The organism is Ruegeria sp. C11, assembly GCF_056537725.1.
Genome location: NZ_JBQFSB010000004.1, coordinates 356,102 through 380,087, shown reverse-complemented (window position 1 = coordinate 380,087; position 23,986 = coordinate 356,102). Strand labels below are relative to the sequence as shown.

Genomic DNA, 23,986 nt, shown 5'->3' with positions numbered 1-23,986 from the left:
GGATGCCGGTCAGATCGTGGAACAGAACGAACCCGAAGAGTTCTTCAACAACCCACAGTCAGAGCGCACCAAGCTGTTCCTCAGCCAGATCTTGGGGCATTGAACAGCGACGGGGCGAGCTCCGGCTTTCGAATATTCAGGAAAAGGCGGGGTTATCCCCGCCTTTTCTTATTTCAGCAACTCACGCGGGATAACGAAATCCAGCACTTCGCCGGTTTTCCATGCCACATCGGACCATCCTTCAATATCGAACTGAATGATTGTTGTGGCGCATGTCGGGTAGTCAAAAAATCGCATGTGATCTGGTGGCTTTCGCACGATCCGACCTGCAAAATCGGCGATACCGGGATTATGGGACAAAACCAAAACCACACTGCCTTTTGCGGTGGTCACAGTGCGCAAAATCTGTCCCGGATCAGGATGATACAGATCGCGGGTGAATGTGACCTCTGATGTATCCAGTTCCATCTGTCGCCATGTTTCGTAGGTACGCAACGATGTGGAACTTAGGACCTCGTCCGGGGTCCAGCCGTTTTCCGCCAGCCATGTCCCGACGGCTTTGGCAGATACCCTCCCTCGCTTGTTCAGCGGTCGGTCATGGTCGTCCAGCATGGGATTGTCCCAGCTGGATTTTGCGTGTCGGGTCAGAACAAGGATACGGGTCATATTGGATGAAATGCCTTCATATGATGGGCCGATTGTTCGGAGTTACGAGCGGCACCAGCGCTGACCGGGCATGCCAGTCGTGCGGCGCAGCCGTCGCTCATGCAGGATTGTCCTGCGGGCGTGTCCAGAAAGCTGTGGCAGGCGTCCAGATCGTAAAATGTATCGGCACTTAAAGCGCCGACAGGGCAGGCCGTGCTGCAAGGCGCCTCGCAGTTGATACAAGGCGAAGTGCCATGTGCATCGGGAATTTTCATTTCCTGCTCAAAATGCAGCGCACCACGATAGGAAATCAGCATTCCCACTGTGTCATGAACCATCGCGCCGACAGGACTTTGGAAAGCCCGACCCGACTTCAATGCCCAGTCAATAAACGGCGTATAAGGCGGGCCCCCGAAAGGGAAATAGGCCCGGGCATCCAGAGATTCAGACATCTGGCCGATGACACGTAAAGACCACCTGTCGACCGGATCCGGCGACCCGTCCAGCCACTCAGGTGAAGCATTGAGCACTGACCAGAACCCTGCCCCTGCACCCAGTAAAATCAGCGTACCGCCCTTCAATTGGCTGGCACGACTCTGATCGGGATGCAGGGCTCCCATGACGATCAGACCGGATTCCCGCGCGGCCATTTCGACGGTCTCATAGGTCACTTGCGCTGAAAAGGCAGCGCGAGGCTCCACCCCAGCCGCGTTGGACGGTCGTCCTGCCATTCTAACCCCACTGTCATCTTGTCGTGCCCTTCACCGGGCTGCGCTACATATGTGCCCATCATCCGGTCCCAGATGGACAATGCAAAGCCATAGTTGCTGTCATGTTCCTTTCTCAGCACTGAATGATGAACCCGATGCATATCCGGCGTCACCAGAACTCTACGTAACACCGTGTCGAGGGCCAGCGGGATTTTGATGTTCGAATGATTGAACAAAGCTGTTCCATTGAGAAGAATTTCAAAGATGACGACAGCCAGTGCGGCTGGCCCCATCGCATAAACCAGCCCGATCTTCAAAAACATCGACAGCGCGATTTCGACCGGATGGAACCGGACAGCTGTTGTCACGTCCATATCCCGGTCCGCGTGATGAACTCGATGCAACCGCCAAAGAAGCGGCACCTTGTGAGTGATCAGATGCTGCGCCCAGATCGCGAAATCGAGTATCAGGACCGACAACAGAATCTCGATCCAGATCGGCCAGCCCAAAATGTTGAACAGCCCCCATCCGTTCCGGGAGGCGTCCAATGCCGCTCCGACGGCCAAAAGGGGCAGCCCAATAGCCATGACACGCAAAAGCAGGGTGTTCAAAAGGGTAATTGACAGATTTGTCAGCCAACGGTTCCAGCGCGCGACCCTTCGGGCACGGCGAGGAACAAGCGCTTCGCCTATGGCAAACGCAACGAAAAGCCCCAGGAAAATTCCCAGGCGGATGAATGCTTCCTGCTCCATGCATTCACGATTGACTATGTAAAGTCGCAGCGCAAGCCCAGCGCGCCGGATTGCTGTCAGTCCGGACGAATAAGCGAGCCCGCGCCATGTTCGGTATACAGTTCCAGCAGCACGGCGTTTGGAACCCGACCGTCCAGTATGACCACGGCTCTGACACCGCTGTGCAAGGCATCCAGTGCCGTTTCGGTCTTGGGGATCATGCCGCCTGCAATTGTCCCCTCGCGGGTCATTTCCCTGATCTGACCGGCCTTCAGTTCGGTCACGACTTCACCGGCAGCGTTCTTGACGCCGGAAACGTCCGTCAGCAGCAGCAGGCGATCAGCCTTGAGTGCGGCCGCGATTGCACCGGCGGCTGTGTCGCCGTTGACGTTGAACGTCTCACCGTCCCGACCTGTTCCCAGCGGAGCGATCACCGGAATCACGTCATGCGCGAACAGATCGTTCAGCAGTTTGGGGTTCATTTCGGACGGTGTTCCGACAAAGCCCAGCGAAGGATCAGTCTGGTCGCAGGTCATCAGGTTTGCGTCCTTGCCGGACAGTCCGACTGCGACGCCGCCCTGCGCGTTGATGGCCTGCACGATCCGCTTGTTGACCAGACCGGACAAAACCATCTCGACCACTTCAACGGTCGCCTGATCGGTCACACGCTTGCCGTTCACAAACTCTGACTGGATATCCAGCTTGTCCAGCATCGCGTTGATCATTGGGCCGCCGCCATGGACGATCACCGGATTCACGCCTACATGGCGCATCAGCACCACATCGCGGGCAAAGCTCTCCATCGCTTCATCGCTGCCCATGGCATGCCCGCCCAGCTTGATGACCACAATGGCCCCATCATATCGCTGAAGATAGGGCAGCGCGCTGTTCAAGGTGGCGGCGGTGGCGATCCAATCCCGGTTCATGTCTCGTGTCTTCATAGCTTGGGTCCCTTTGACCAACGGTGTTAGGACCTTTGAGCGGGGCTGCCAAGTGCGAACAGCGCTTTCGTGGTTAGGCGGCTAACGCCCGGCTATTCCAGATGCGCGATAATCGAACGCAGAGTGGGAATACCGTCGCCTTTTTCGGAAGAGGTAAGCACGATTTCCGGAAAGGCCGCCGGGTGTTTTGACAACGCAGCGCGCACCTGCTCCAAGACCATTTCCCGGTCCTTCGCCTTGACCTTATCAGCCTTGGTCAAAACACACTGAAAAGTCACGGCGCTGCTGTCGAGAAGCTTCATGATCTCATCATCGACGGGTTTCACCCCGTGCCGCGCATCAATCAGGACAAAAGCGCGTCGCAGGGTCTGGCGTCCGCTGAGATACTGCTTGAGCAGTTTTTGCCACTTCTCAACCACTTTGACCGGCGCATTGGCATAGCCATAGCCCGGCAGGTCCACCAGATACAGCTCGGGACCTTGGGTGAAAAAGTTGATCTCTTGCGTCCGGCCCGGCGTGTTCGACGCCCGCGCCAACCCCTTTGTGCCGGTCAGGGCATTGATCAGGCTGGACTTGCCGACATTGGATCGTCCGGCAAAACAGACCTCCAGCCGATCAGGAGCGGGCAGACCGGACATCGCAACCACACCTTTGACGAATTCGGATTCCCCGGCAAACAGCTTGCGCCCCGCTTCAAGCGCTATCTGGTCAGGGTCCTCAGCAAGTGAAAACGGCAATGACGTCATAGCGGTGTAACCTTGTCGCCAACGCGGATTGCACCGCCTTGTTTAACCTCGGCGCGAACCGTGAAATCCTGATGCCCCCAGGTGCCCAGAGCGCCCAGCGTATCAGCATCCCGCACGCCGGTATTAGGGTTAGCAGTAGTTGCGGCACAGCGATCCGTCCGCTCGCGGACATGAAAAACCGCCTCGCCGATCTGCACATCGCCGCCCAGCCAGTCGAACTCTTCCCAGACCGGCAGACCATCAAACCAGATGTTTCCCCGCCATCTGTGAATGGAAAGATCACGGCCCAGTTTCTGCTCGACCGCGCGGTGCGAAGCCATGTTGCAAAGCGTAATCGACGGAAAATCGCTGTCTGTCATACCGCGCCCGGGCACGCGAATGATCCGGGCCGATGCGGACCTGTCAGCGGGCATCAACGGGTCGACCCAGTCCAGAAAAACCTGAACATCCCTGTCCGGATCAAAGGTCAGGTCGGGACGTTTTGGATGGCTCAGCGTGACTTGCCCGCCGTTCAGCTGCGCGGTCACCGCCATCAGTTCCGGAGCTTTGGAAACCCGGCTGAAATTTCCGCAGTTCGCCCACTCGGTTCCGTCTGCCCGCGACATCTCATGCGCCACGGCCCAAACGCGATCCCCGGGCATGGTTTGCCCGGGGTTCACAATCACCTCCTCCAGAGCCTCGCGGCCATGGCTTTTGATGGGGTGCCGCCAGAGGCTGGTGACCGTGCCGCTCATTTGTCGTCCGTCTTGGGCGTTCGCTTGAAGCCGGACTTGATATTACCGAACACGTCCGGAGTATAGCCCTGGCTACGCATGATCAGATACTGCTGTGTGAACGTGATGGTGTTGTTCGCGATCCAGTAGACAACCAGCCCGCTGGCGAAACCGCCCAGCATGAACATGAACACCCACGGCATCCAGGCAAAGATCATCGCCTGGGTTGCATCAGTTGGTGCCGGATTCAGCTTTTGCTGCAGCCACATCGAAATCCCCAGCAGCAGCGGCAGGATACCAATGAAGATCAGCGCCATCAGCGAGTCCGGTTGTGGTCCGGCCCATGGCAGCAAACCAAACAGGTTCATGATCGAAGTCGGGTCCGGTGCGCTGAGGTCCTGGAACGGCCCGAACCAAGGCGCCTGACGCAGTTCGATCGTGACAAAGATCACCTTATACAGCGAGAAGAAGATCGGGATCTGCATCAAGATCGGCAAACAGCCTGCGGCCGGGTTCACCTTTTCCTTTTTATACAGCTCCATCATGCCCTGCTGCATCTTCTGGCGGTCGTCACCCGCGGCCTCTTTCAGGGCCTCCATCTGCGGCTGCAACTCCTTCATCTTGGCCATCGAGACATAGGATTTGAACGCCAGCGGGAACAGGATCGCCTTGATGATCAGGGTCAGGCCGATGATCGACCAGCCCATGTTGCCAATCAGCTGGTTCAGGTTGTGCAGCAGCCAGAAGATCGGCTTGGTCAGGAAAAAGAACCAGCCCCAGTCGATGCTGTCGATGAATTTCTGCACTCCGTCTGCCTGATATTCGCGAATGGCTTCCCATTCCTTGGCACCGGCAAACAGACGGGTCGTAACCTCGGCCGTCTCACCCGGCGCTACCGTCAGTGTCGGCAGAACGGTTTCGGTCTGATAAATCTTGCGGCGGTCGTCGAATTTCGCAGCCGCCTTAAATGCCGAACCGGATTCCGGGATCAGCGTGGTCATCCAGTAGTGGTCGGTAAACCCGATCCAACCGTTTTCCTTGACCTGGAATACTTCGGCCTGAGCCCGTTCATTCGGATCAATGTCGAAATCGCGCACATCGCCATAATCGATTTCGGTCAGTGTCCCGTCAGCCATGCCGATCACGCCCTCATGCAGAATGAAGAAGTTCTTCAGCTCGGGCAGATCAGCATCTTCGCCAATGCCGTGGCGGGCCAGAATGCCGTACGGGGCCATGCCAACCTCGGCCTGAGACGTGTTTTCGACCGACTGTGTGACGGTGAACATGTAATCTTCGTCGACCGAGATGGTGCGGCGGAACAGCTGACCCTTGCCATTGTCCCAGCTCAGCGTCACGGGGCTGTCTACGCCCAATGTCTCGCCCTGTTCCACAGACCACAATGTGTTCGGTCCGGGTACTTCCGATCCGGTTACACCCGCTCCGGGGGCCCAGCCGTAAAGGGCATAATAGGCGGATTCTGAACCAACCGGCGAAAGAAGCTCTACAATCGGGGAATCCTCGGCTAAGGAGACCTTGTAGTCTTTCAGCGACAGTTCATCGATCCGACCGCCAGACAGAGACAGACTGCCAGTCAGGCGGGGGGTGTCGATCTGGACGCGCGGCGCTTGCGCGTCCGGTTCCGTCTCGGCCGTGACCGAGGATGCCTCGCCCAACGTGTCTGTGCCGGTGGCACTGGGTGTCTGAACCTCGTTGCCTTCCGAGGCGCTGATCACGCTATCTTCAGGGGTCGTCGTTTGCTCCGGCGGTGGGAACAGCACGAACCAAACAAGGATCACGAGAAAGCTGAGCACGGTTGCAAGGATGAGATTCTTGTTCTGATCGTCCATCTGGGACAGCCACCTTGAGCATTGAAAGACACCGGTGGGTTCAACAGAGTGCAGGCCCAAAGGTCAAGCAGAATCGCCCCCAAAATGTACGGACTGAGCGTTCAGTTGTTTCTTCTTTGAATGTGTCAGCCCATTTTGCGCCCAATTTCAGGGGTTTTGGCCAGTTTTGCCTGATATGCCACGATCCAGCCACTTGTCTGGTCGAACGGCATCGGTTTGCCGATTCCAAAGCCCTGAACGTGCCGACACCCAAGCTGACCCATCAACGCGTGTTCGCCCGGCGTTTCGACTCCTTCCGCCAGTGTTTCAAGCTTCAGCTGTTCGGCCATCGTCAATATGGCGCTGATCAACTGTTGCTGCGTGGGGTCCTGATCCGCTTTGGTGACAAAGGACCGATCGATCTTGATCCGCGACACATCAAAACGCTTGAGGGATGCGATCGAAGCGTGTCCTGTGCCAAAATCATCCAGATCGATATAGCAGCCGATTTTAGCAAGCCCTGTCACAATGCGCGAGATAACGTCGTCAGGCCCATTGGAGAACACAGTCTCAAGGATTTCGACAGCCAGTCGGTCCGGCGTCAAGTCGAACCGGTCAAGCTCCCATTGTAAACGTTCGACCAGCCCCGGATCACGCAATTCGTCCGCTGAGAAATTCACACCAACCTGAGGTATGCACAAACCAGTCTGATCCCATGATATCAGCGCCGAATAAACCTGATGGCGCATCGTCTGCCCGAGTTGCCCCATCAAACCCGCCTGCTCAATGAGCGGCAGAAACGTCTGCGGGCCCAATACGCCTTTTGTCGGGTGTTCCCAACGCGCCAATGCCTCGAAACCCGTAATTTTGCCAGTATCTGTCGACACCTGCGGCTGAAACCATGGCCGGATCTGCCCGGCGGCAAGAGCGATCTGAATTTCGTTACACAAGTCACCCTGAACAATAGTGCGGCGGCGCGTTTCCTTCGAAAAGGCCCGGATTGTAGAAGGTCCGTGACTGCGGGCCTCCGACAGCGCCAGTCTCGCTGCCTCCAGCCACTCCTTTCCCGTGTGATCGGGGGCATCACTGCTCAGGCAAAATCCAACCGAACACGAGGCATGGAGTTTCAGGCCATTCAGATTTGTGGGTTCTTCCACAGCGCTTTGCATGCGGCCTGCCAGTTGGATACAAGCCTCCAGATCAAACTTCGGCGACGCTGCAGGGCAAATTGCGATCCTGTTTCGGTCAAGCCGGGTGACCAAATCCTGATTGCGCAGAACTGACAAAAGTCTTTGACCACACTGTTCGGCCACAAGGTCCGCGGCCGCCAAACCGTGTCGACCTTCGATCTTTCGAAGGTCTTCGAGCTCCAGAAGGAAACAGGCGGAACTTTCCCCTGCTCCGGCAGCCTCTTTCCTGAGGCTGTCTATGGCGGAACAAAATGCGTCGGCTTGCACAAGGCCATTCGGGGAAACCGGCCGCGAGGGTGGTTGCCTGCCCCAGTCTCTGAATGCGCCCGAACCTGCAAACAGCAAAGGCAGCCCCAGCGAAACAATCACAAGAACGGGTTCGCCACCCAGCCAGAACGAAGCCAGAGCTAAGGCGGGAACAAATGCCAGAATTTGTGGACCGGTCATAAGTGAAAGAATTCGGGCCTTGATCTGGGTAATCGGTGAGTTTTTCCACATCGGTTTCTACGGCCCTCAGCCAGCGCATCGCACGCACTGGTCAACCTTAGGAAACCAATATGAGTCGGTCGTTAACGCAACCGGGGAATTTCGTCCGAATTTTCGCTTATTTTTTCGGGACTGAGTGCCAGGCCCTGAAAGTCGAACAGTTTCTCATCCAGCAGGTGCGACGGACGAGCATTGGTCAATGCGCGGAACATGACCTGGCGGCGGCCCGGAGAGTTCTTTTCCCACTGATCCAAAATCTGTTTGACCTGTTGCCGCTGCAGACCATCCTGACTGCCGCATAAGTCGCAGGGAATGATGGGGTAGTTCATCGAGGTGGCGAATTTCTCGCAATCGGCCTCGGCAACATGGGCCAGCGGGCGATAGACGAACAGGTCGCCTTCTTCATTCACCAGTTTGGGCGGCATGGTCGCCAGACGGCCACCGTGGAAAAGGTTCATAAAAAACGTCTCAAGGATGTCGTCGCGGTGATGTCCCAGAACCACTGCCGAACAGCCTTCTTCTCGGGCGATCCGATACAGGTTGCCGCGGCGCAGCCGTGAACACAGGGCGCAATAAGTGCGCCCCTGCGGAACCTTATCCATAACGACCGAATAAGTATCCTGATATTCAATCCGGTGCGGCACACTCATTCGCTTCAGAAACTCGGGCAAAACCGTCGCGGGAAACCCCGGCTGACCCTGATCCAGATTACAGGCCAGCAGTTCGACCGGCAGTAGGCCACGCCACTGCAACTCGTGTAGGACCGCCAGCAAAGTATAACTGTCCTTGCCGCCGGACAGGCAAACAAGCCATCTGGCACCGCGTTCAACCATGCCATACTGGTCAATCGCTTCGCGGGTCTGACGCACGATGCGTTTGCGCAGCTTCTTGAACTCGGTTGTCGAGGGCGCGCCTGCAAAGAGCGGATGGATATCGTCGGCTTCGTCGAACATGGCCCGCCTCTACAGGAGTTGCCTTTAACGGGCAAGTGTGCCGCGCCGGGGGTTTCTAGGCCACCAGCCGGGCAAGAATTGCCTGCGAGTCCAGACCAGAGACTGCGCCGGGCACCCGCCCGCTATCGCCCGCGATGCGGGTTGCAATAAAGCCGTCGGCTATCGCACCGGGCGCATGGCGCAGCAGCAGCGAACCTGTCAACAACAGGGCCGTGCGTTCGGCAAACCACCGCGCTTCGGCTTCAGGCGGCAGGGTGGGCCAGCGCGCCTGATGTGCCTTCAGCGCCTCGTCGAACCGGTGGTCGACGCCCAATCCGGCAGCCAGTTCTGCACGCAACACATCTGCGGCCAAAGGCTCGCGTGCAAGGCTGCGCAGTATGTCCAGACAGATCACGTTTCCCGACCCCTCCCAGATACCGTTAAGCGGGGCCTCGCGATAAAGCAGGGGCATCGGCGTATCCTCGACGTAACCCATGCCGCCTAGCACCTCCATCGCTTCGACGGTGACAACGGGACATCGCTTGTTTGCGAGGAACTTGGCCAGCGCGACGCCGATACGTGCAAAGGCATTTTCCTCAGCTGTATTTGCGTCAAACGCCTGCGCGATACGCAGCCCCAGAGTCAACGCACCTTCCCAGTCCAGCGCCAGGTCGGCCAGGACCGAGCGCATCAGCGGCTGATCGATCAAACGCCGTTGAAAGGCGCTGCGGTGGCTGACCCAGTGATGCGCCTCGACCAGTGCGGCGCGCATCAGGCCGGCGGGGGCCATCGCTGTATCGAGACGAGTATGATGCACCATTTCGATGATGGTGCGCACGCCCGCTCCTTCATCGCCCAGCTGGAAGGCCAGTGCGTCGTGGAACTCAACCTCGGACGAGGCGTTCGATTTGTTCCCAAGCTTGTCTTTCAGCCGCATGAGATGAATGGCGTTGCGTTCACCGTCCAGCCAGCGGGGCAAAAGAAAACAGGTCAACCCGCCGGGTGCCTGCGCCAGTGTCAGAAACCCGTCGGACATCGGGGCCGAGCAGAACCATTTATGCCCTTTCAGCCGCCAGTGCTCACCGTCCCGTGCAGCCACGGTCGTGTTGGCCCGCACATCCGAGCCGCCCTGCTTTTCCGTCATCGCCATGCCCAGCGTGGCGCTGGATTTGTCGGCTATAGGTCTGACCGCTGGGTCATAAGATCGTGCGGTAAGTTTGGGTCGCCAGATCGCAGAAACCTTATCGCTGGCGGCAAGAGCGGGTACTGACGCGTATGTCATCGTCAGCGGGCAGCAATGTCCGGGCTCGACCTGACTGGCCATGTAAACCATGGCGGCATGGGTCACGTGCCCGCCCGGCTGACCGTCCCATGCGACAGAGGCATATCCGGCAGATTGGCTGGTCTGCATGACCTTGTGATACGACGGGTGAAACCGCACCTCATCCAGACGGCGGCCCCCAGCGTCAAACAGCCGGAGTTCCGGCGGGTGCCGGTTGGCGTCCCGACCAGCCTCGCGCAATTCTGTCTGGCCCAGTGTCTGACCGTAGCTTGCCAGAGGTTCGATACGCCCCCCAGTACGCGCGACGCTCTCTCGAAGAACGGGGTCCGACGCCCAGAGGTTACCGTTGCCTCGCTCCGGCGGCTGGTTGTGAACGTCATGGGTTGGCAGGCTGTGACGGGCGGCTGATTTCATTGAGACCTCGGGAATTGTTGCCTCAGGTTCTCAGAGGGCCGCCGCGCTGGTCAAGTTTGACGGTCCGTCACGCGCCGCATCAGTGCCGGTCTTGGAGATCGTCGGTGTTGTCTGGCCCCGGTACCGGGTCATAACCGTCGCCGCCCCAAGGATGGCAGCGACCGATGCGTCTGGCCGCAAGCCAGGACCCTTTGAACGCGCCGTGCTTTTCCAGCGCCTCCAGCGCATAGGCCGAACAGGTCGGCTGGTATCGGCAATTAAATCCAACCCACGGGCTGAAAAGTAACCGGTAGGCCCGCACGGGAACAGCTAGGATATGTGCCAGCAGGGTCATTTTCGCTTGTCGTGCAATTTGCGCAGCGCATATCGCAGATCGTCCAGCAATTGGTCATAGGGTCGGGATGCGGTTGCTTCGGCTTTTCCGATCAATACGTAATCCCAGTCGTCATGCCCCAGAACCGGCAGGACTGCACGGGCAGCCTCACGCAGCCTGCGTTTGGCGCGATTGCGCGCCACCGCATTGCCCACCTTCTTTGAACAGGTGAACCCAACCCGAATGCCAGATGCCTCGTCGGGCGCGCGCCTGCGGGCCTGCACCATCATCGAGGCCGTCCCCTGCCGACGTGCTCGCGCGGCCTTCAGGAAATCGGACCGGTTTTTTAGAACGGTCAGAGTTTCGGGCGCGCAAATGGACGCCGCCGGGGGCGTATCCCCGGGTTGGTCAGTACCATCCACAGGGGCCTCCGGCGGCGTCATTTTCGTCAGAACGTCAGTCGGTGGCGGCTTACGCGCTCAGCGACTTGCGGCCGCGTGCGCGACGTGCGTTCAGAATCTTGCGGCCAGCCTTGGTGGCCATGCGCGCGCGGAAACCGTGGCGGCGTTTGCGAACCAGGTTCGAAGGCTGATAGGTGCGTTTCATCGCTCCGTCTCCAATCTCTTGCGGTCGGGTTCGGCGCGGATTCGCCTGCCCGTGGTGTTCGAAGCCCGTCCTCTACTGGCAAGCGCGCAGTAAGTCAAACCCTCTGAGCCCGCTTTTCGGTGTCTTTTGCAACAAAAACCACCTGCTTGCCCGGCAAAGGTTTCAAAACCGTGTTTTGTGGCTGCAAACACTCACATTTTTGACCGGACACTTCAAGGCGACGTGAAGTATCTGTTGCTTGCTGCAGCATGGGCGCATGTTGGTGAACAGAATGAATCGACAAAAGCCGAATGATCAGATGAGCAATACGACTCACATGCCCCGCCGCAGGCTGGCCCGTCACGTACCGCTGTTGGCAATTTTTGCTGCCGCCCTGATCGGCTTCTTTACGCTTGGCGATTATCTGACATTCGAAACCCTGCGCGATAATCGCGAGGCGCTTCTGGCATGGCGTGACGCTAATTATTGGTCGATGGCCGCCGCCTTCATTGCCGTATATATCGTGATCGTCGCGTTCTCGTTGCCGGGGGCAGCGGTTGCGTCCATGACCGGCGGGTTTCTGTTTGGATTATTCGCAGGCACCGTGTTCAACGTCTTTGCCGCAACGGTCGGGGCGTCTGCCATATTTCTGGCGGCGCGCTGGGGGCTGGGCGAGGCTTTGACTGCAAGGTTGGAAGCATCCGAAGGCACGGTAAAGAAGCTTAAGGATGGACTAAGAGAGAACGAAATCTCCGTCCTGTTCCTGCTGAGGCTTGTTCCGGTGGTGCCCTTCTTTGTCGCCAATCTGGTTCCGGCGCTGGTTGGCGTGAAGTTCCGCAATTTCCTGCTGACGACTGCGCTGGGCATCATCCCCGGAGGCATCGTCTATACTTGGATCGGCGTCGGGCTTGGCGGTGTTTTCGATCGCGGTGAGACACCAGATGTTTCGCTTTTGTGGGAACCGTTTATCATCGGGCCGATCCTGGGGCTGTGTGCGCTGGCCGCCCTGCCTATCCTTATCAAGACCTTGCGCGGCCGGAAGGAAACCTGACCCATGAAAAAGATTAAAACCGACATCCTGGTGATCGGGGCCGGGTCCGGTGGGCTGTCAGTGGCTGCAGGTGCAAGCCAGATGGGTGCGAATGTGACCCTGCTGGAAGGCCATAAAATGGGTGGCGATTGCCTGAATTTTGGCTGCGTTCCGTCCAAGGCACTGATCGCAAGCGGCAAGGCTGCATATGCGCAAAGTCATTCAGCCAGATACGGAATCGCGGATGCGGAGCCAAAAGTCGATTATGCTGCGACCAAGGATCATGTGCAGGATGTGATCGCGCAAATCGCTCCAATGGACAGCCCGGAAAGGTTTGAAGGATTCGGTGTTCGGGTGGTCCGCGAATACGGCTCGTTCCTGTCTCCGACCGAGGTACAGGCCGGAGATCACACAATATCGGCGCGCCGCATCGTGATCGCCACCGGTTCCTCGCCGCTGGTCCCGCCGATCCCCGGTCTGGACAAGGTCCCCTATTTCACAAACGAGACCATTTTTGGCCTGCGTGAAAAGCCTGAACATCTTCTGATCATCGGCGGCGGGCCGATCGGGATGGAGATGGCTCAGGCCCACATTCGTCTGGGATGCAAAGTGACGGTTATCGAGGGGCTGCGAGCTCTGGGCAAGGATGACCCCGAAGCTGCCTCTGTCGTCCTGTCTGCTCTGCGCGAGGAAGGCGTCGATATTCACGAGCAGTCGATGGTGGCGCAGATTCGCGGTGAGGCCGGTGCAATCGAGGTTGTGACTCAAAACGGAGACATCTTTGCAGGTACGCATCTTTTGCTGGCAGCAGGCCGAAAGGCAAATATCGAACGCCTGAATCTGGAAGCGGCCGGTATCGACAGAACAAAAACCGGGATCAAAACGGATGAGGCGCTGCGCACTTCGAACCGCAAAATCTATGCCATTGGTGACGTCGCAGGTGGTCTGCAATTCACGCATGTCGCGGGGTATCAGGCCGGGGTGATAATTCGCTCTGCTCTGTTCGGGCTGCCGGCAAAGGCAAAGACGGCGCATATTCCCTGGGCTACATATACCGACCCCGAACTGGCGCAGGTCGGATTGAGCGAAGATCAGGCACAGGGGCAATACGGTGACAAGCTTGAGGTTGCCCGTTTCGACTATCACCACAATGATCGCGCCGTGGCCGAGCGTAAAACCACCGGCTTCATCAAGGTCATGGTGGTCAAGGGGCGCCCGGTGGGTGCCACAATCGTGGGGCATCAGGCGGGTGAATTGATCAACTTGTGGTCGCTGGCGCTGGCCAATAACCTGAAGATGGGCCAGATCGCGGCGATGGTCTCGCCCTACCCGACGATCGGAGAGCTTAACAAACGCGTGGCGGGTGCTTATTTCTCGCCAAGGCTGTTTGAGAATCAGACGGTTAAACGAGTGGTCAGGTTCGTTCAGCGCTGGATTCCCTGACCAGAAAAGGAGCGTAAATTGAACTCGCTTTCGGGACGATTTCTGATCCTGACAACGGTCTTCGTGATGTTGGCCGAAGTTCTGATCTTTGTCCCGTCGATTGCGCGATTCCGCGAAGATTTCCTGTTGAACCGTCTGGAACGGGCGCAAATCGCGTCTCTTGCGCTGCTGGCCGACGACATGCTCGCCGAAGAGCTTGAGGCTGAATTGCTGGAAAATGCCGGGGTCTACAACGTCGTGCTGCGCCGTGACGAGGTGCGCCAATTGATGTTGTCCTCGCCCATTCCGGATCAAATTACACAAACCTACGATCTGAGAATGGCCAGTGCATGGGTGCTGATCCGCGACGCACTCAACCGGTTCTTCAAGCCCGAGAATGAGATCATTCGCGTAATCGGTGAACCCGTGCGGGACGCTGGTCTGCTGATCGAAGTGACGATGGATACCGATCCATTGCGAATGGCAATGATCGATTACGGGCTGAGAATTTTGCTTTTGTCGCTTGTCATCTCGATCATCACTGCCTTTTTCCTGTTTCTTGCGGTCCGGGCCTTTTTGGTTCGGCCGATCAAGGGCGTGGTCGGGTACATGCAACGTTATGCGCGTGCACCTGAGGATGTCCGCGGCATCATCCAGCCGCAGGCAGGAGTGACCGAGCTGCGCGAGGCCGAGGAAGCCCTGCAGATGTTGCAGACCCAGATCACCCATGCCCTAAAACAACGCGAGCGGCTGGCTCAGCTTGGCGGCGCAGTCGCCAAGGTCAGTCATGATCTGCGCAACATCCTGACATCCGCGCAGCTTTTCACCGACCGGATCGAAGCCAGCGAAGACCCGTTAGTGCGCCGCATGGCGCCCAAACTTGTGAACTCCATCACCCGCGCGGTCTCACTCTGCGAAAGCACGCTGGCATTTGGTCGCGCCGAGGAACCGGCACCTACCCTGTCGATGGTACCGTTGCGGCCTATTGCAGAAGATGTCGCAGCAAGCGAGAGGCTGGCACTGGCCGATGGCTGTGTGACGATTGATAACGAAGTGCCAGAGGACTTGATCATCCGGGCCGATCCCGAGCAGATGTTCCGGATCATCATGAACCTCGTCCGAAACGCCCGACAGGCCCTGGTGGCGGCGGGCAAGCCGGGCCAGATCACCGTTGCTGCATGTGAGCACGGGACAGACTGGTGCATCGAGGTGCGTGACACCGGGCCCGGCCTGCCCCCCAAAGCGCAAGAGAATCTGTTCACTCCGTTTCAGGGCGGCGTGCGCAAGGGCGGCTCGGGTCTGGGGCTGGCAATTTCCTCGGAACTGGTGCGCGGCCACGGCGGGGAACTGGTTCTCAAGAACACCGGACCCGAGGGAACGACCTTTGAAATAAGGCTCCCGCAGGGTGACATGACTTTTTGAGAGAAATTTGAAGAATCGGCTTGCGCCCCACTGACGCTGAGTCTAAACAGCGCCTCACCAACGCGGACCGATAGCTCAGCTGGATAGAGTACTTGACTACGAATCAAGGGGTCGGGGGTTCGAATCCTCCTCGGTCCGCCACTTGGTACTGAAAACATTGGATAAAATTCACTCAGTGTTTTTCTGCCCCTGATCTGCCACTAAAATCTAAATGCTTGCCGGATTATCTGTCCGCTCCCCGTTGAGTCTGAATGTCGCACCCCACCCCCCGGCCTAACCCGGGCGCGGCGCGTTGTAGTTTATACCCCACGCATATCACGCGCAGGGTTTCTGGGCTTTTTGACTAAGGTGTCAGACGAGATAAGGGCCGCAGCATTCCTTACGGCTTTAAGTTTGGCTCTGTGCAGGCTGCGCCATCAGCCAAAAACCAAACCCAGCCCAACCAACAAACGGGACAAGGCTTGAAATCATTTCGAGTGAGATTGCCTCTGCTTGTGAGCCTTGAACGTAAGACAGACCAACGATGGCACCAATGAGACACAACCCTCCCACCCCTGCGAGTATGGGCGGCAAAGCGACATGGCGATGTTGCATAAAGCGCATTTGTGGGGCGACAGAAAAATAGAAGATGATCATTGCTAACGTAGCAATAACAGCGCGCAGCGGGCCAAACCAACCTGCATAGTCCGCAGTAGCGCCCCACATAACTGTGGATATTATGTTCCCACCGACGAAGCAGAAAACGACCAATACAAACCCGGTGAGATAGCAACCAATTTCCTTAAACATGCTTTCCTCAAAGTTGTTTTATGTTGGCACACTACACCCAAAATCTTTCAAGGAAACCAATAGACAATCGTTGTCGGGTGAAGTCGCCGGAAATAAAATTGGGCCAACGGCGGCGCAGTTCGCCACAGGCACGAAGGAACTATCTGTTGGCAAATTTCCCCGCTCTTGTACTCGGTGCACCAAACAATCCACCGTCGGCGCTCCCGCCCCTGCCGGAAGGGTTTACGCTGGATGCGACACCCGAATTCAATGCCGGTCAAAAGCCAACCAACGCGGCACCAAGCGCTTCTGCCGCATTCGACCCGACAACGATGCCCGGGCTGCCCGATGGCTTCACGCTGGACAGTGACCCGTCTTTCTCAAACCCGGAAGGCACGGCGTTGGGCCGGGCGCTCAAACGGGGGGCGTTGCGCACAAAGTCGGCCCTGCCCGCGTTTGCCGCGCAAAAAGGCGCGACTGTTCTTGCTGACGCAGCGCTTTCCGAACCAGACCTGATCCGGCACGCGTTTCTTGAAACGACCCGCTTGCCGAACGTGCCCGAAGGATTGGACATTTCCACACCCGAACTGGCGTCCACCGCTATTTCAAAACTCGGCTACCCTGCGCAGTTCGCAAACACCTTTCGGCAGGCATATGACATTCGCGCCCGCGACGCCGCAGCAGCCGTGGGCAACGAACCGGCTGTTGCGCATCGCGCCGTCGGCAACGCGCTGGCTGCGCAAAGTCTGAACGATCAGGCTGCGGCCCTTCCGGGGTCCGCGTCCGCAGAACAGTTCAAGCAGGTCTTGGCTGCAGCGCCAGACACGACGCTGGACGTGCTGAAAGCCTATGCGGCAAACCCCGGCACGGCCCTTGCCTTCCTTGGAGAAACCGCAGCCGAAAGCCTGCCGCAAATGGGCACGGCAGCGGCAACTACGCTTTTAACGCGCAGCCCGGCGGTAGGTGCAGCAGTTCTTGGTGGCGGTTCTGCCGTGCAGGAATTCGGCTCTGGCGTGAATGAGTTCTTTCAGGATCAGGGTGTTTCGCCACGGACGCCCGAGGAAGCGGCGGCCCTGATCCGCGACCCTGAACTGATGGCAGCGGCGTCCCGGCGCGGTCTTGGACGCGGTGTAATCATCGCCCTCGCCGAAATGGCGGGACAAGGCGCAGCAGTTACGCAGCTATTCAAGGGTCCGACGAAAGAGGCCGTCAAGAACGTCACCGTGCAAGCCGCTACGGGCGCAGGGGGCGAAGCTACAGCCCGTGCCGCCACCGGCCAAGAATTGTCCGCCAAGGAAATTATCACCGAAGCACTGGCAGAAGGTGTGGCTGCGCCGGTTGAGGTTGCGCCCGCCGTTTATCAGTCGCGCCGGAATGCAGCCCCCAATTCATCGGATAGCGGCCCGGGACTGCTTGAGCGAGCAAGCGCGCGGCGCAAAAGCGTATCCTTTGCACGGGAATTGAATGAGCGAATGCGTCCCGGTTCTTCCCGCAACCCGTTCATGCCACTGAACAAGCACGCGAGTTCCGAGTGGTGGAACCAACCCACCGAAGCCCTGCCGGTGCACGAAACAACTGGCGTAGCCTACGAAAACGGAAACATTCCGTCTTTACCGCACGGGTACACGCTGGACGTTGATCGCGCCGGGCAGGCTGGGACTGCGGACGTGCAGCCTGCAAGTGTGCCACCGGCAATTCCTGACACAACCCGGCGCGTGCAGGCTACCGGGCAAGGTCTGTCCGTTCAAGGGCGGGTAAGTGCCGGGCAACTGCGGACGTCTGACGTGCAGCCTCTTACAGCGTCAACGGAAGTTCCTGACGCCACCCGGCACGCTGAACCTATGACTGGGTATGGAGTTGCGCAAGGGTTTGACCTTCCAGCGCCAACTACAGAACGTCTTGGGTACGAAGGACGATTGTCCTTGCGTGACCAGATCAACGCTACAAACAATGAAAACAAGCGGGGCAATCTACTGCGCCAATGGAGCGCCGATATTCGCGCTGACCTAAATGAGCGTTCGTCTCACCCTGAGTTTGAACGCATCGAGCGAGGAACCAGCACAAAATGGCTAATGGGCGTCTTGGACGAGGTGGAAGCATCTCTAAGAAACATTAAACCTTGGTCCATGTGGATCGAAGATCGCATAAACCTTTTGGAAATGAACCTCGCGAGCGACAGAATGTTTACGGCGACGAACCCTGCTGAAAAGCATGCCGCTCGTCTCGACGTTCTGGCGGCGCAACGACGGTTGTTTGAAGCCCGGATGATCAATCCAGCATTCGGAAGCCCCGAACAGAAGGCCGAAATTGCCCGCGAGTTGCGGATTGTTAGCGCATTGGAAAGACACGAGAAGCGAGCCGCCAGAGAATTAGGGCGCGCCGGACACTAGGCTGCCGGGACTGAAACATTCAAAACCCAAAAAGCATCGCCCGGTATTATCCGGGCCATTCTTCAATAAGTTCAGCGCCTCCAGCGATAGAGATACGGGTTTCGGGTTGAGGAACCCTTTTGCCCTTGGGAAGTTCGAACGAAACCAGTCCGCGTTTTTTCATTTCGCAGGCCAGCGTGTTAACCTGTGATTTTTTGATGGGGATTTGCTCCATGACATGAGCACGAAGTTTACTGTATCGTGCGTCCGTTCGGCGCTCCAATACTTCAGCTATCATCTTCTCGGCTTCTTGTTTGTAGCGACGGCAACCCACACCCTTTCGCTCTTTTTCAAACTCAACATGGTCCGCTGTTGAAAAGAGACTGACCTGTTGTGTTTTTTCTTCCTTCAAATCGTGCCTGATAGCCATTTCTTGCTGTTCGACATTTGCCTGTACGTCGCGGAACAAGCTCAGACCTTCTTGGGAAAACGTGCCAAGAAGCAAACGCATCTTAACGCGTTCCTGCCGGGGTAGCATGATTGAAAAGTCAGGGAGGTACTTGGCTATGTCCGCGTTCTTCATGTTCTTTTTCAGCAGGTAGAGCATCTTGCGTTCATTGCTCCAATCATGCGGAAGTTTGGCAAAATCTCCCGCCCAATCGGGGTCCGCAAGAAACCGTCCGAAGGACTTTGCAACAGCCTCATACCCTGAATGCCGGTTGATATGATCCGACATGAAATTCAGCATGAACTCGCCGCCTTGGTGCCGCAGGAAACGAAACACGTCGCTGTGGCGTATATCCCAACCCGTCGGGTCTATGAACGTAAACGTAAAGCCGTCTGGCAGTGCACGTGAGATTGGCCCCAAGTTATCTTCAAAGGCACCCTGAAAGACGTGAATATCAAACGCTGTTTTTCTTTGCGCATAGTTGCGCAATAGGGCCGCGCGCTCAGGGTTCTTTTCGCAAAAACAAAATCTAACACGCAAACCGTTAAAGCCTTTGCCTGCTAGGTCTCCCCTAACCGCCTCTAGTGTCCTAAGAGCCTGATCAAACGACGCATCCGAGTAGTCGTCCCGATCCTCGACACGCCAAGGGCCAGCGAAAGCATCGACAAAGTTGAAGATTGGCGACCTGCGTTGCAGGGTTTTATAGGCTGCGCTTTGAAGGTACTTTGTAAGAAATTGATGTTTGATAAATGTTTGTTCGCGGCCTTCGTAGGCCAGTAGTTCTTCCATTAAATTACCTGCTTAGTTGAGCCATAATTTCTGTCGGCACAATTTGCCAAGGAAACCCATTCCATTCTTCACCGTCCAGCAGTCGGCCACCTGATTTGGGTCGTGCGCCGCCCCATTGCTTGAAGAAAAACGCTACGCCATCTCGCTCGCAGATATGTCGGATTGCCGTTGCCCACTCGCCGTTCATTGGGCGGGCACGGGGTCCGCTTTCTCCACCGACAATCGCCCACGCAATCCCCACTAAATCCACCTCGCCAACTGGCCCCAACAGTGGTTCAAAAGAAATGAAACGGGCATCTGAATTGATCTGTTTCAGGTGTTCTATCCGGCTGGCGTGTGCGGCATCTTCAACCGAAACGCCAAGCCAAATGTGAGACGGCACTTTGCCGCCGCCATAACGTTTCCTGACGTAGTTGCGCATCAGTGACGAACGTTTGGTTAGCACTTGAAACACGTGCCAATTAGCCGCTTCCATCGCGTCAAATACCCGATCAATGTACTCTTTGGGCACATCCTTGTGAAAAAGATCGCTCATTGAATTGACGAAAATCATGCGAGGCTTTCGCCAAAGTGAAGGTTGCTCAAGACGCGCAGGCCACAGCTTTAAATCAAAGCCTTGCTCGTAAGGGTGTCCTTCAATGCCGCGCCAACGTTCTGCAAATCGTTCGGCATAACAGTTGTCGCATCCAGGACCGATCTTGGTGCAACCTGTTACCGGATTCCATGTTGCGTCAGTCCACTCAATCTCAGACTTCTGTGCCATGCCTCAAATTCCTTTTGTGGATAACTCTAGTGGAACGTGTACAAACAGGGAACTCTTTTCACCTCGTAAACAAACAAAACTTTGCAAGGGGGGGGCACTTTGCCGCCTCATTGGATCAGTGGTTGCAGCATCAATCTTTCGGTAAATAGCGATCCAGCCCGTGTTTCTTTAACAGGTCGCAAGTCTTGGCTTTCTTGCTGGCGCTTTCTTCAAATAAAACGTCTAGGAACTGACTGAAACCGTGACTGCCTAGCAAGTCGGCCTCTCCTTCGGCAGCGGCTTGTATAATATCGTCTAGGTCTTCATTGGAAAATTTTGAGGCAAAGCCGATAACGAAATCACTTGCGAGTGTGTTCGCTTGCGTCCAACTTCTTGCGGAGCAATACAATTGTGCAGCTTGGGAAATGACCTCTTTTGGTATCGGCTCCAACGATATCTTTCCGAAGTCAGACGCTTCAAGGCCCGGAAGGGCTTTCAAGACACTATCACGCAGCCAGTCTATGGAAATGCCTCTACACACCATATTCCCTTTATCAACGCCGGTCGGCGGTGATTTTACCCATTCTTTTACAACTGTTTTTCCTGCATCATCGACAAGTTCAGCGGCTTCAGGTGTGCGTAGGGTCAATACACAACCAACGTACACTTCATCAGCATTCGTACTCTTAAGCAGCTTGTTGATGTTCGTGGCCAGTCTAGGCAACCCCTCTGTGCGATCCATTTCCAAGGCTGCCTCCACTGCCACCTGCCCCGGACGCTTCATGAATAGTGGGCTAGTTTTGTCTGCTGCGCCGAAACATAGGCGATCCAAAAATGCACGGACCAATGCTGGACGCGCGTTTTTTAACTCGGAACCTTGCAGCCTCTTAACTGCATCAGATACGTTTTTGGGGAAGTAGGTCGATAGAACCACTTTTTCCAAGCTATCAACAGCCGCCTTTCCTTGCCGTGGATACTGCAAGAGTACGTGAACAAGCGCGTTCCTAATGTGCAGCCTTGCCAGTTCAGCCGAAGGTGCAAAGGGGACAGACGATTTTGCAAAAGTTGGGTGGGCGCATCGGTTTCGATCCTCTCGGAGCCTGCTCAGTTCGTCGAACTCATGCTTACCAAAGAAGTCGAACTTATTCTTGAAAAGCTCCAGAAGGCCACGTTCAAATTCCAGCAAACCTTTAATCGCGGTGGGGTCTCCTTCGTCATTCTGCTTTTGTAATTTCTGCAAGGTTTTTTCTTCACCTTTGGCAGCGCCATCGCCGTTGGCGGCAAGAATTTTCAGCTTTTCGATTAAGTCAAAACAAACAGCTACATACGCGTTTACGATTGCAGCGCGGTACGCGCCGCTTTGATAACATTTTATCGCTTCACCGATATTGGTTCGGGCACTTTCATCACCGCACCGCAGAGCAAGCTCTTCCAAATTCGCAATCACTATCCGTCCCTCAACAAAGATCACCTTTCAGCTATAAGTTGTTTCCGAATGTTGCAACGCAATTCAACTAGAACAAGGCGTGTGAGATGAGTGAATTAAGTTATAATATAACGCAACCCATGAACCCCAAGGTATCAATAGTCATCCGTAATGAAATTCACTTCACCAGAACACGAGCATCTGTTTCACGAACGAGGCGCGCTTCACAAACGAGGTGATCCCGATGCACGGACCTGCGGTGCGCGGATACGAACAGGCGCTGCCTGTCCCAACCCGCCAATAAAGGAAAGCAAACAGGGCCGGTGTCTTAGCCATTGTGGGCCGCACGCAGCACGCGCTTACCGCGAGCGCCAGAAACGTCGGTTCGAAACTGGCAGAGTGTCCGCCGAAGAATGGAACCGGGCCGAAGCGCGGCGCGCTGCCAATCGGCTTGGGGACCAGTGGAAGAAAAACCCGTGGTTGCCGGGCAGCACGATAGATTTGGGCGCACATGAGAGCGCATTTCGCGACGCGCTAGGTGGATTGAATATTGAAGTGCTGCCGCCTGCGGTCGCGGATTGGCTTCGGTGGCGGTACCGGCGAACACAAATCGACCGGCGGAACGACACGGCGTGGCACAATGCGTTAACGCAGGATTTACCCGGGCGAGTCACAGACGCGGGGCCACGTCCGGTTGAAATGCCCGGACGTGACTCAAAGCCTGATACAGCGCCCCGGACGTGGGCTGTGGACGCAGCGCAAACGAAGTGTGCTTCAAAACGCACACTGCCGGACAGACCAAAAGCGCCCAACGTTCAACGTGGAAAGGGATATGGACGCCCCGGACGTCCTCGGACGCAACCCGCCGGTGCCGACGAGTTGGCAGACCTGTCGCGTGTATACCGTGAAAATGTTGGGGTGCTGGAACCGATCATGGCGACAATTTCGGACGAAGCGAAGCAACTGGCGGTGCTGCGCACGTTGAAGGATTATCTTGCGCAACCGGGAGACACTGCGGCTTGTGGACGTTGGCTGGCCTTAGTTGAAGCTACTCAAGTGCGTTGAATGGCCAGCGGCGCAGGATGCGCGCCGCTGGCTTGGAGACGTATTCTAGGCCGCTACAGCGGCATAAATTCCAGTTTCGCTTTGGTCGGCAACTCCGACACATCGGACAGCAAAATTGACCGCAGCGCGTTTGCGGCTTCGGGGCGGCGCTCTGCTTCTTCACGCAGCAGCTTGAGCAAGTAGGTGTTTTCCCGTTTCGCTATGCCCTCGGCCTGCGCCCACCCATACGTGACGTCCTCAAACAAGTTTGCTGTGGGTGTGAGTTCGTAGGCGGTGGGACGCCATTGGTCGGGGAACCGTGTGTCGAAGGCGCGGTAGGCGATAACGAACCGAACTGCCGTCTTTCCGTTTGGCAAATCGTCCTCAAGGCAAAAGAGTTCCGCAAGCCGTTCTGGGTGGGCGATCAGATATTCGCGGATGTCTGACAGGCACACGCGGGCTTTGCCGGGGTATTTCAGGCCATATACATTTGCCATGTTCGGCACGCGCCCGGCAAAGACGTGCGGTTTCAGTTCGTTGTTTTGTGCGCTTGGCACTGCGGGGGTCTGAGACATAGCATTTCCTTTTCATATCTCATTTCCTCGTCCACAGACCGGAACGTCGTCTGAGGGTGCGCTATGCGCGCACTTTCTGTTTTGTCGCTCCTGCGGGCCAGCGTTACCCGCACGCTTATCGCTGGGATTTTCGTTCTGACTGTTTGCGGTGCGCGCAGTCAGAATGAATGACGCCTTTGTGTTTCCTTCCTCTCAGTACGTCGGGGTGAGGCGCTAATTCAGCCAGATTTGCGCAGTCCGACACGGCAACTGCGGCGGCAAGCAGGAAGGGGTCATTTTTCCGCGCGCAGTAGTTGCGCCCTTAAGTAAAACAACTACTGCGCAGGGGCGCTTTTGAAAGCGCGCCCCCTGCGCGTCTTGCAGTTTTACACCCCGACTGCGCAGTTGTGCGCAGTTGAACTGCGCAACTGCGCACGACCCTTTCTGAACAGTCAAAG

General features: G+C 56.8%; 23 protein-coding genes, 1 tRNA gene and 1 pseudogene. 7 read left to right on the top strand and 18 right to left on the bottom strand.

All coding sequences use genetic code 11. From position 1 onward, the window contains the following. A pseudogene (locus ACR0NA_RS10570) lies at positions 1–103 on the top strand (amino acid ABC transporter ATP-binding protein); the annotation flags it as partial. A gap of 65 nt (positions 104–168) precedes the next feature. Here the strand turns inward: ACR0NA_RS10570 and ACR0NA_RS10565 are convergent. The 13 genes from ACR0NA_RS10565 to rpmH form a co-directional block, all read right to left on the bottom strand. Beyond that, on the bottom strand, positions 169–666 hold the full coding sequence (locus ACR0NA_RS10565) for a SixA phosphatase family protein (RefSeq protein WP_480728690.1): 498 nt from the start codon (positions 664–666) through the stop codon (positions 169–171). Beyond that, positions 663–1,316 (bottom strand): ferredoxin, encoded by a 654-nt coding sequence (locus ACR0NA_RS10560; RefSeq protein ID WP_480728688.1) that lies wholly within the window; start codon positions 1,314–1,316, stop codon positions 663–665. The genes ACR0NA_RS10565 and ACR0NA_RS10560 overlap by 4 nt, the downstream gene beginning before the upstream one ends. Further along, positions 1,313–2,107 (bottom strand): sterol desaturase family protein, encoded by a 795-nt coding sequence (locus tag ACR0NA_RS10555; protein ID WP_480728687.1) that lies wholly within the window; start codon positions 2,105–2,107, stop codon positions 1,313–1,315. Before ACR0NA_RS10555 ends, ACR0NA_RS10560 begins: the two co-directional genes overlap by 4 nt. 56 nt (positions 2,108–2,163) lie before the next feature. Further along, positions 2,164–3,027, bottom strand: coding sequence for an acetylglutamate kinase (gene argB / locus ACR0NA_RS10550; RefSeq protein ID WP_170657299.1), 864 nt, complete (start codon positions 3,025–3,027; stop codon positions 2,164–2,166). A 92-nt stretch (positions 3,028–3,119) separates the two neighbouring features. Further along, a complete protein-coding gene (gene yihA, locus ACR0NA_RS10545; RefSeq protein ID WP_480728685.1) occupies positions 3,120–3,773 on the bottom strand; it encodes a ribosome biogenesis GTP-binding protein YihA/YsxC in 654 nt (217 codons plus the stop codon). Then, complete coding sequence (locus ACR0NA_RS10540) at positions 3,770–4,507, bottom strand: MOSC domain-containing protein (RefSeq protein ID WP_480728683.1); 738 nt, start codon at positions 4,505–4,507, stop codon at positions 3,770–3,772. The genes yihA and ACR0NA_RS10540 overlap by 4 nt, the downstream gene beginning before the upstream one ends. Continuing rightward, entirely contained in the window at positions 4,504–6,333 is a 1,830-nt protein-coding gene (gene yidC, locus ACR0NA_RS10535; protein ID WP_480728681.1) for a membrane protein insertase YidC, read from the bottom strand. Before yidC ends, ACR0NA_RS10540 begins: the two co-directional genes overlap by 4 nt. Positions 6,334–6,458: 125 nt before the next feature. Continuing rightward, complete coding sequence (locus tag ACR0NA_RS10530) at positions 6,459–7,949, bottom strand: putative bifunctional diguanylate cyclase/phosphodiesterase (protein WP_480728679.1); 1,491 nt, start codon at positions 7,947–7,949, stop codon at positions 6,459–6,461. A 122-nt stretch (positions 7,950–8,071) separates the two neighbouring features. Then, positions 8,072–8,941, bottom strand: a complete 870-nt coding sequence (gene ttcA, locus ACR0NA_RS10525) for a tRNA 2-thiocytidine(32) synthetase TtcA (protein ID WP_480728675.1) — start codon at positions 8,939–8,941, stop codon at positions 8,072–8,074. A 55-nt stretch (positions 8,942–8,996) separates the two neighbouring features. Then, entirely contained in the window at positions 8,997–10,616 is a 1,620-nt protein-coding gene (locus ACR0NA_RS10520) for an acyl-CoA dehydrogenase family protein (RefSeq protein ID WP_480728674.1), read from the bottom strand. Positions 10,617–10,695: 79 nt separating this feature from the next. After that, positions 10,696–10,950, bottom strand: a complete 255-nt coding sequence (gene yidD / locus ACR0NA_RS10515) for a membrane protein insertion efficiency factor YidD (RefSeq protein WP_480728672.1) — start codon at positions 10,948–10,950, stop codon at positions 10,696–10,698. Next, positions 10,947–11,372 carry a ribonuclease P protein component gene (rnpA, locus tag ACR0NA_RS10510; protein WP_480728671.1) on the bottom strand — a complete coding sequence of 142 codons (426 nt, stop codon included), beginning with the start codon at positions 11,370–11,372 and terminating at the stop codon, positions 10,947–10,949. The genes yidD and rnpA overlap by 4 nt, the downstream gene beginning before the upstream one ends. 28 nt (positions 11,373–11,400) lie before the next feature. Then, positions 11,401–11,535, bottom strand: a complete 135-nt coding sequence (gene rpmH / locus ACR0NA_RS10505) for a 50S ribosomal protein L34 (RefSeq protein WP_005980833.1) — start codon at positions 11,533–11,535, stop codon at positions 11,401–11,403. Between the two features lie 298 nt (positions 11,536–11,833). Here rpmH and ACR0NA_RS10500 point away from each other — a divergent pair, with 298 nt between their 5' ends. The 4 genes from ACR0NA_RS10500 to ACR0NA_RS10485 all read left to right on the top strand — a co-directional run bounded on the left by ACR0NA_RS10500 (position 11,834) and on the right by ACR0NA_RS10485 (position 15,529). Beyond that, positions 11,834–12,565, top strand: a complete 732-nt coding sequence (locus ACR0NA_RS10500; RefSeq protein WP_480728669.1) for a TVP38/TMEM64 family protein — start codon at positions 11,834–11,836, stop codon at positions 12,563–12,565. 3 nt (positions 12,566–12,568) lie between these two features. Continuing rightward, positions 12,569–13,987 (top strand): dihydrolipoyl dehydrogenase family protein, encoded by a 1,419-nt coding sequence (locus ACR0NA_RS10495; RefSeq protein ID WP_480728667.1) that lies wholly within the window; start codon positions 12,569–12,571, stop codon positions 13,985–13,987. 66 nt (positions 13,988–14,053) lie between these two features. After that, a complete protein-coding gene (locus tag ACR0NA_RS10490) occupies positions 14,054–15,388 on the top strand; it encodes a sensor histidine kinase (protein ID WP_480728708.1) in 1,335 nt (444 codons plus the stop codon). A gap of 64 nt (positions 15,389–15,452) precedes the next feature. Continuing rightward, positions 15,453–15,529 (top strand) — tRNA-Arg (locus ACR0NA_RS10485). 246 nt (positions 15,530–15,775) lie between these two features. On the opposite strand, the gene ACR0NA_RS10480 is transcribed toward ACR0NA_RS10485, so the two are convergent. Beyond that, entirely contained in the window at positions 15,776–16,177 is a 402-nt protein-coding gene (locus ACR0NA_RS10480; protein WP_480728665.1) for a hypothetical protein, read from the bottom strand. 146 nt (positions 16,178–16,323) lie between these two features. On the opposite strand from ACR0NA_RS10480, the gene ACR0NA_RS10475 reads away from it, so the two are divergent. Further along, positions 16,324–18,546: a hypothetical protein gene (locus ACR0NA_RS10475; RefSeq protein WP_480728663.1), complete on the top strand. Its 2,223-nt coding sequence runs from the start codon at positions 16,324–16,326 to the stop codon at positions 18,544–18,546. 46 nt (positions 18,547–18,592) lie between these two features. On the opposite strand, the gene tcmP is transcribed toward ACR0NA_RS10475, so the two are convergent. The 3 genes from tcmP to ACR0NA_RS10460 all read right to left on the bottom strand — a co-directional run bounded on the left by tcmP (position 18,593) and on the right by ACR0NA_RS10460 (position 21,975). Then, on the bottom strand, positions 18,593–19,762 hold the full coding sequence (gene tcmP / locus ACR0NA_RS10470; RefSeq protein ID WP_480728661.1) for a three-Cys-motif partner protein TcmP: 1,170 nt from the start codon (positions 19,760–19,762) through the stop codon (positions 18,593–18,595). A gap of 4 nt (positions 19,763–19,766) precedes the next feature. Next, a complete protein-coding gene (locus ACR0NA_RS10465; RefSeq protein WP_480728659.1) occupies positions 19,767–20,525 on the bottom strand; it encodes a DUF5131 family protein in 759 nt (252 codons plus the stop codon). Positions 20,526–20,655: 130 nt separating this feature from the next. Then, positions 20,656–21,975, bottom strand: a complete 1,320-nt coding sequence (locus tag ACR0NA_RS10460; RefSeq protein WP_480728657.1) for a hypothetical protein — start codon at positions 21,973–21,975, stop codon at positions 20,656–20,658. 834 nt (positions 21,976–22,809) lie between these two features. On the opposite strand from ACR0NA_RS10460, the gene ACR0NA_RS10455 reads away from it, so the two are divergent. After that, positions 22,810–22,995: a hypothetical protein gene (locus ACR0NA_RS10455; protein ID WP_480728655.1), complete on the top strand. Its 186-nt coding sequence runs from the start codon at positions 22,810–22,812 to the stop codon at positions 22,993–22,995. Positions 22,996–23,048: 53 nt separating this feature from the next. Here the strand turns inward: ACR0NA_RS10455 and ACR0NA_RS10450 are convergent, their stop codons facing one another. Beyond that, the gene (locus ACR0NA_RS10450) at positions 23,049–23,549 is read right to left on the bottom strand and encodes a hypothetical protein (protein ID WP_480728653.1); all 501 of its coding nucleotides are present in this window, start codon (positions 23,547–23,549) and stop codon (positions 23,049–23,051) included. Between the last annotated feature and the right edge of the window lie 437 nt (positions 23,550–23,986).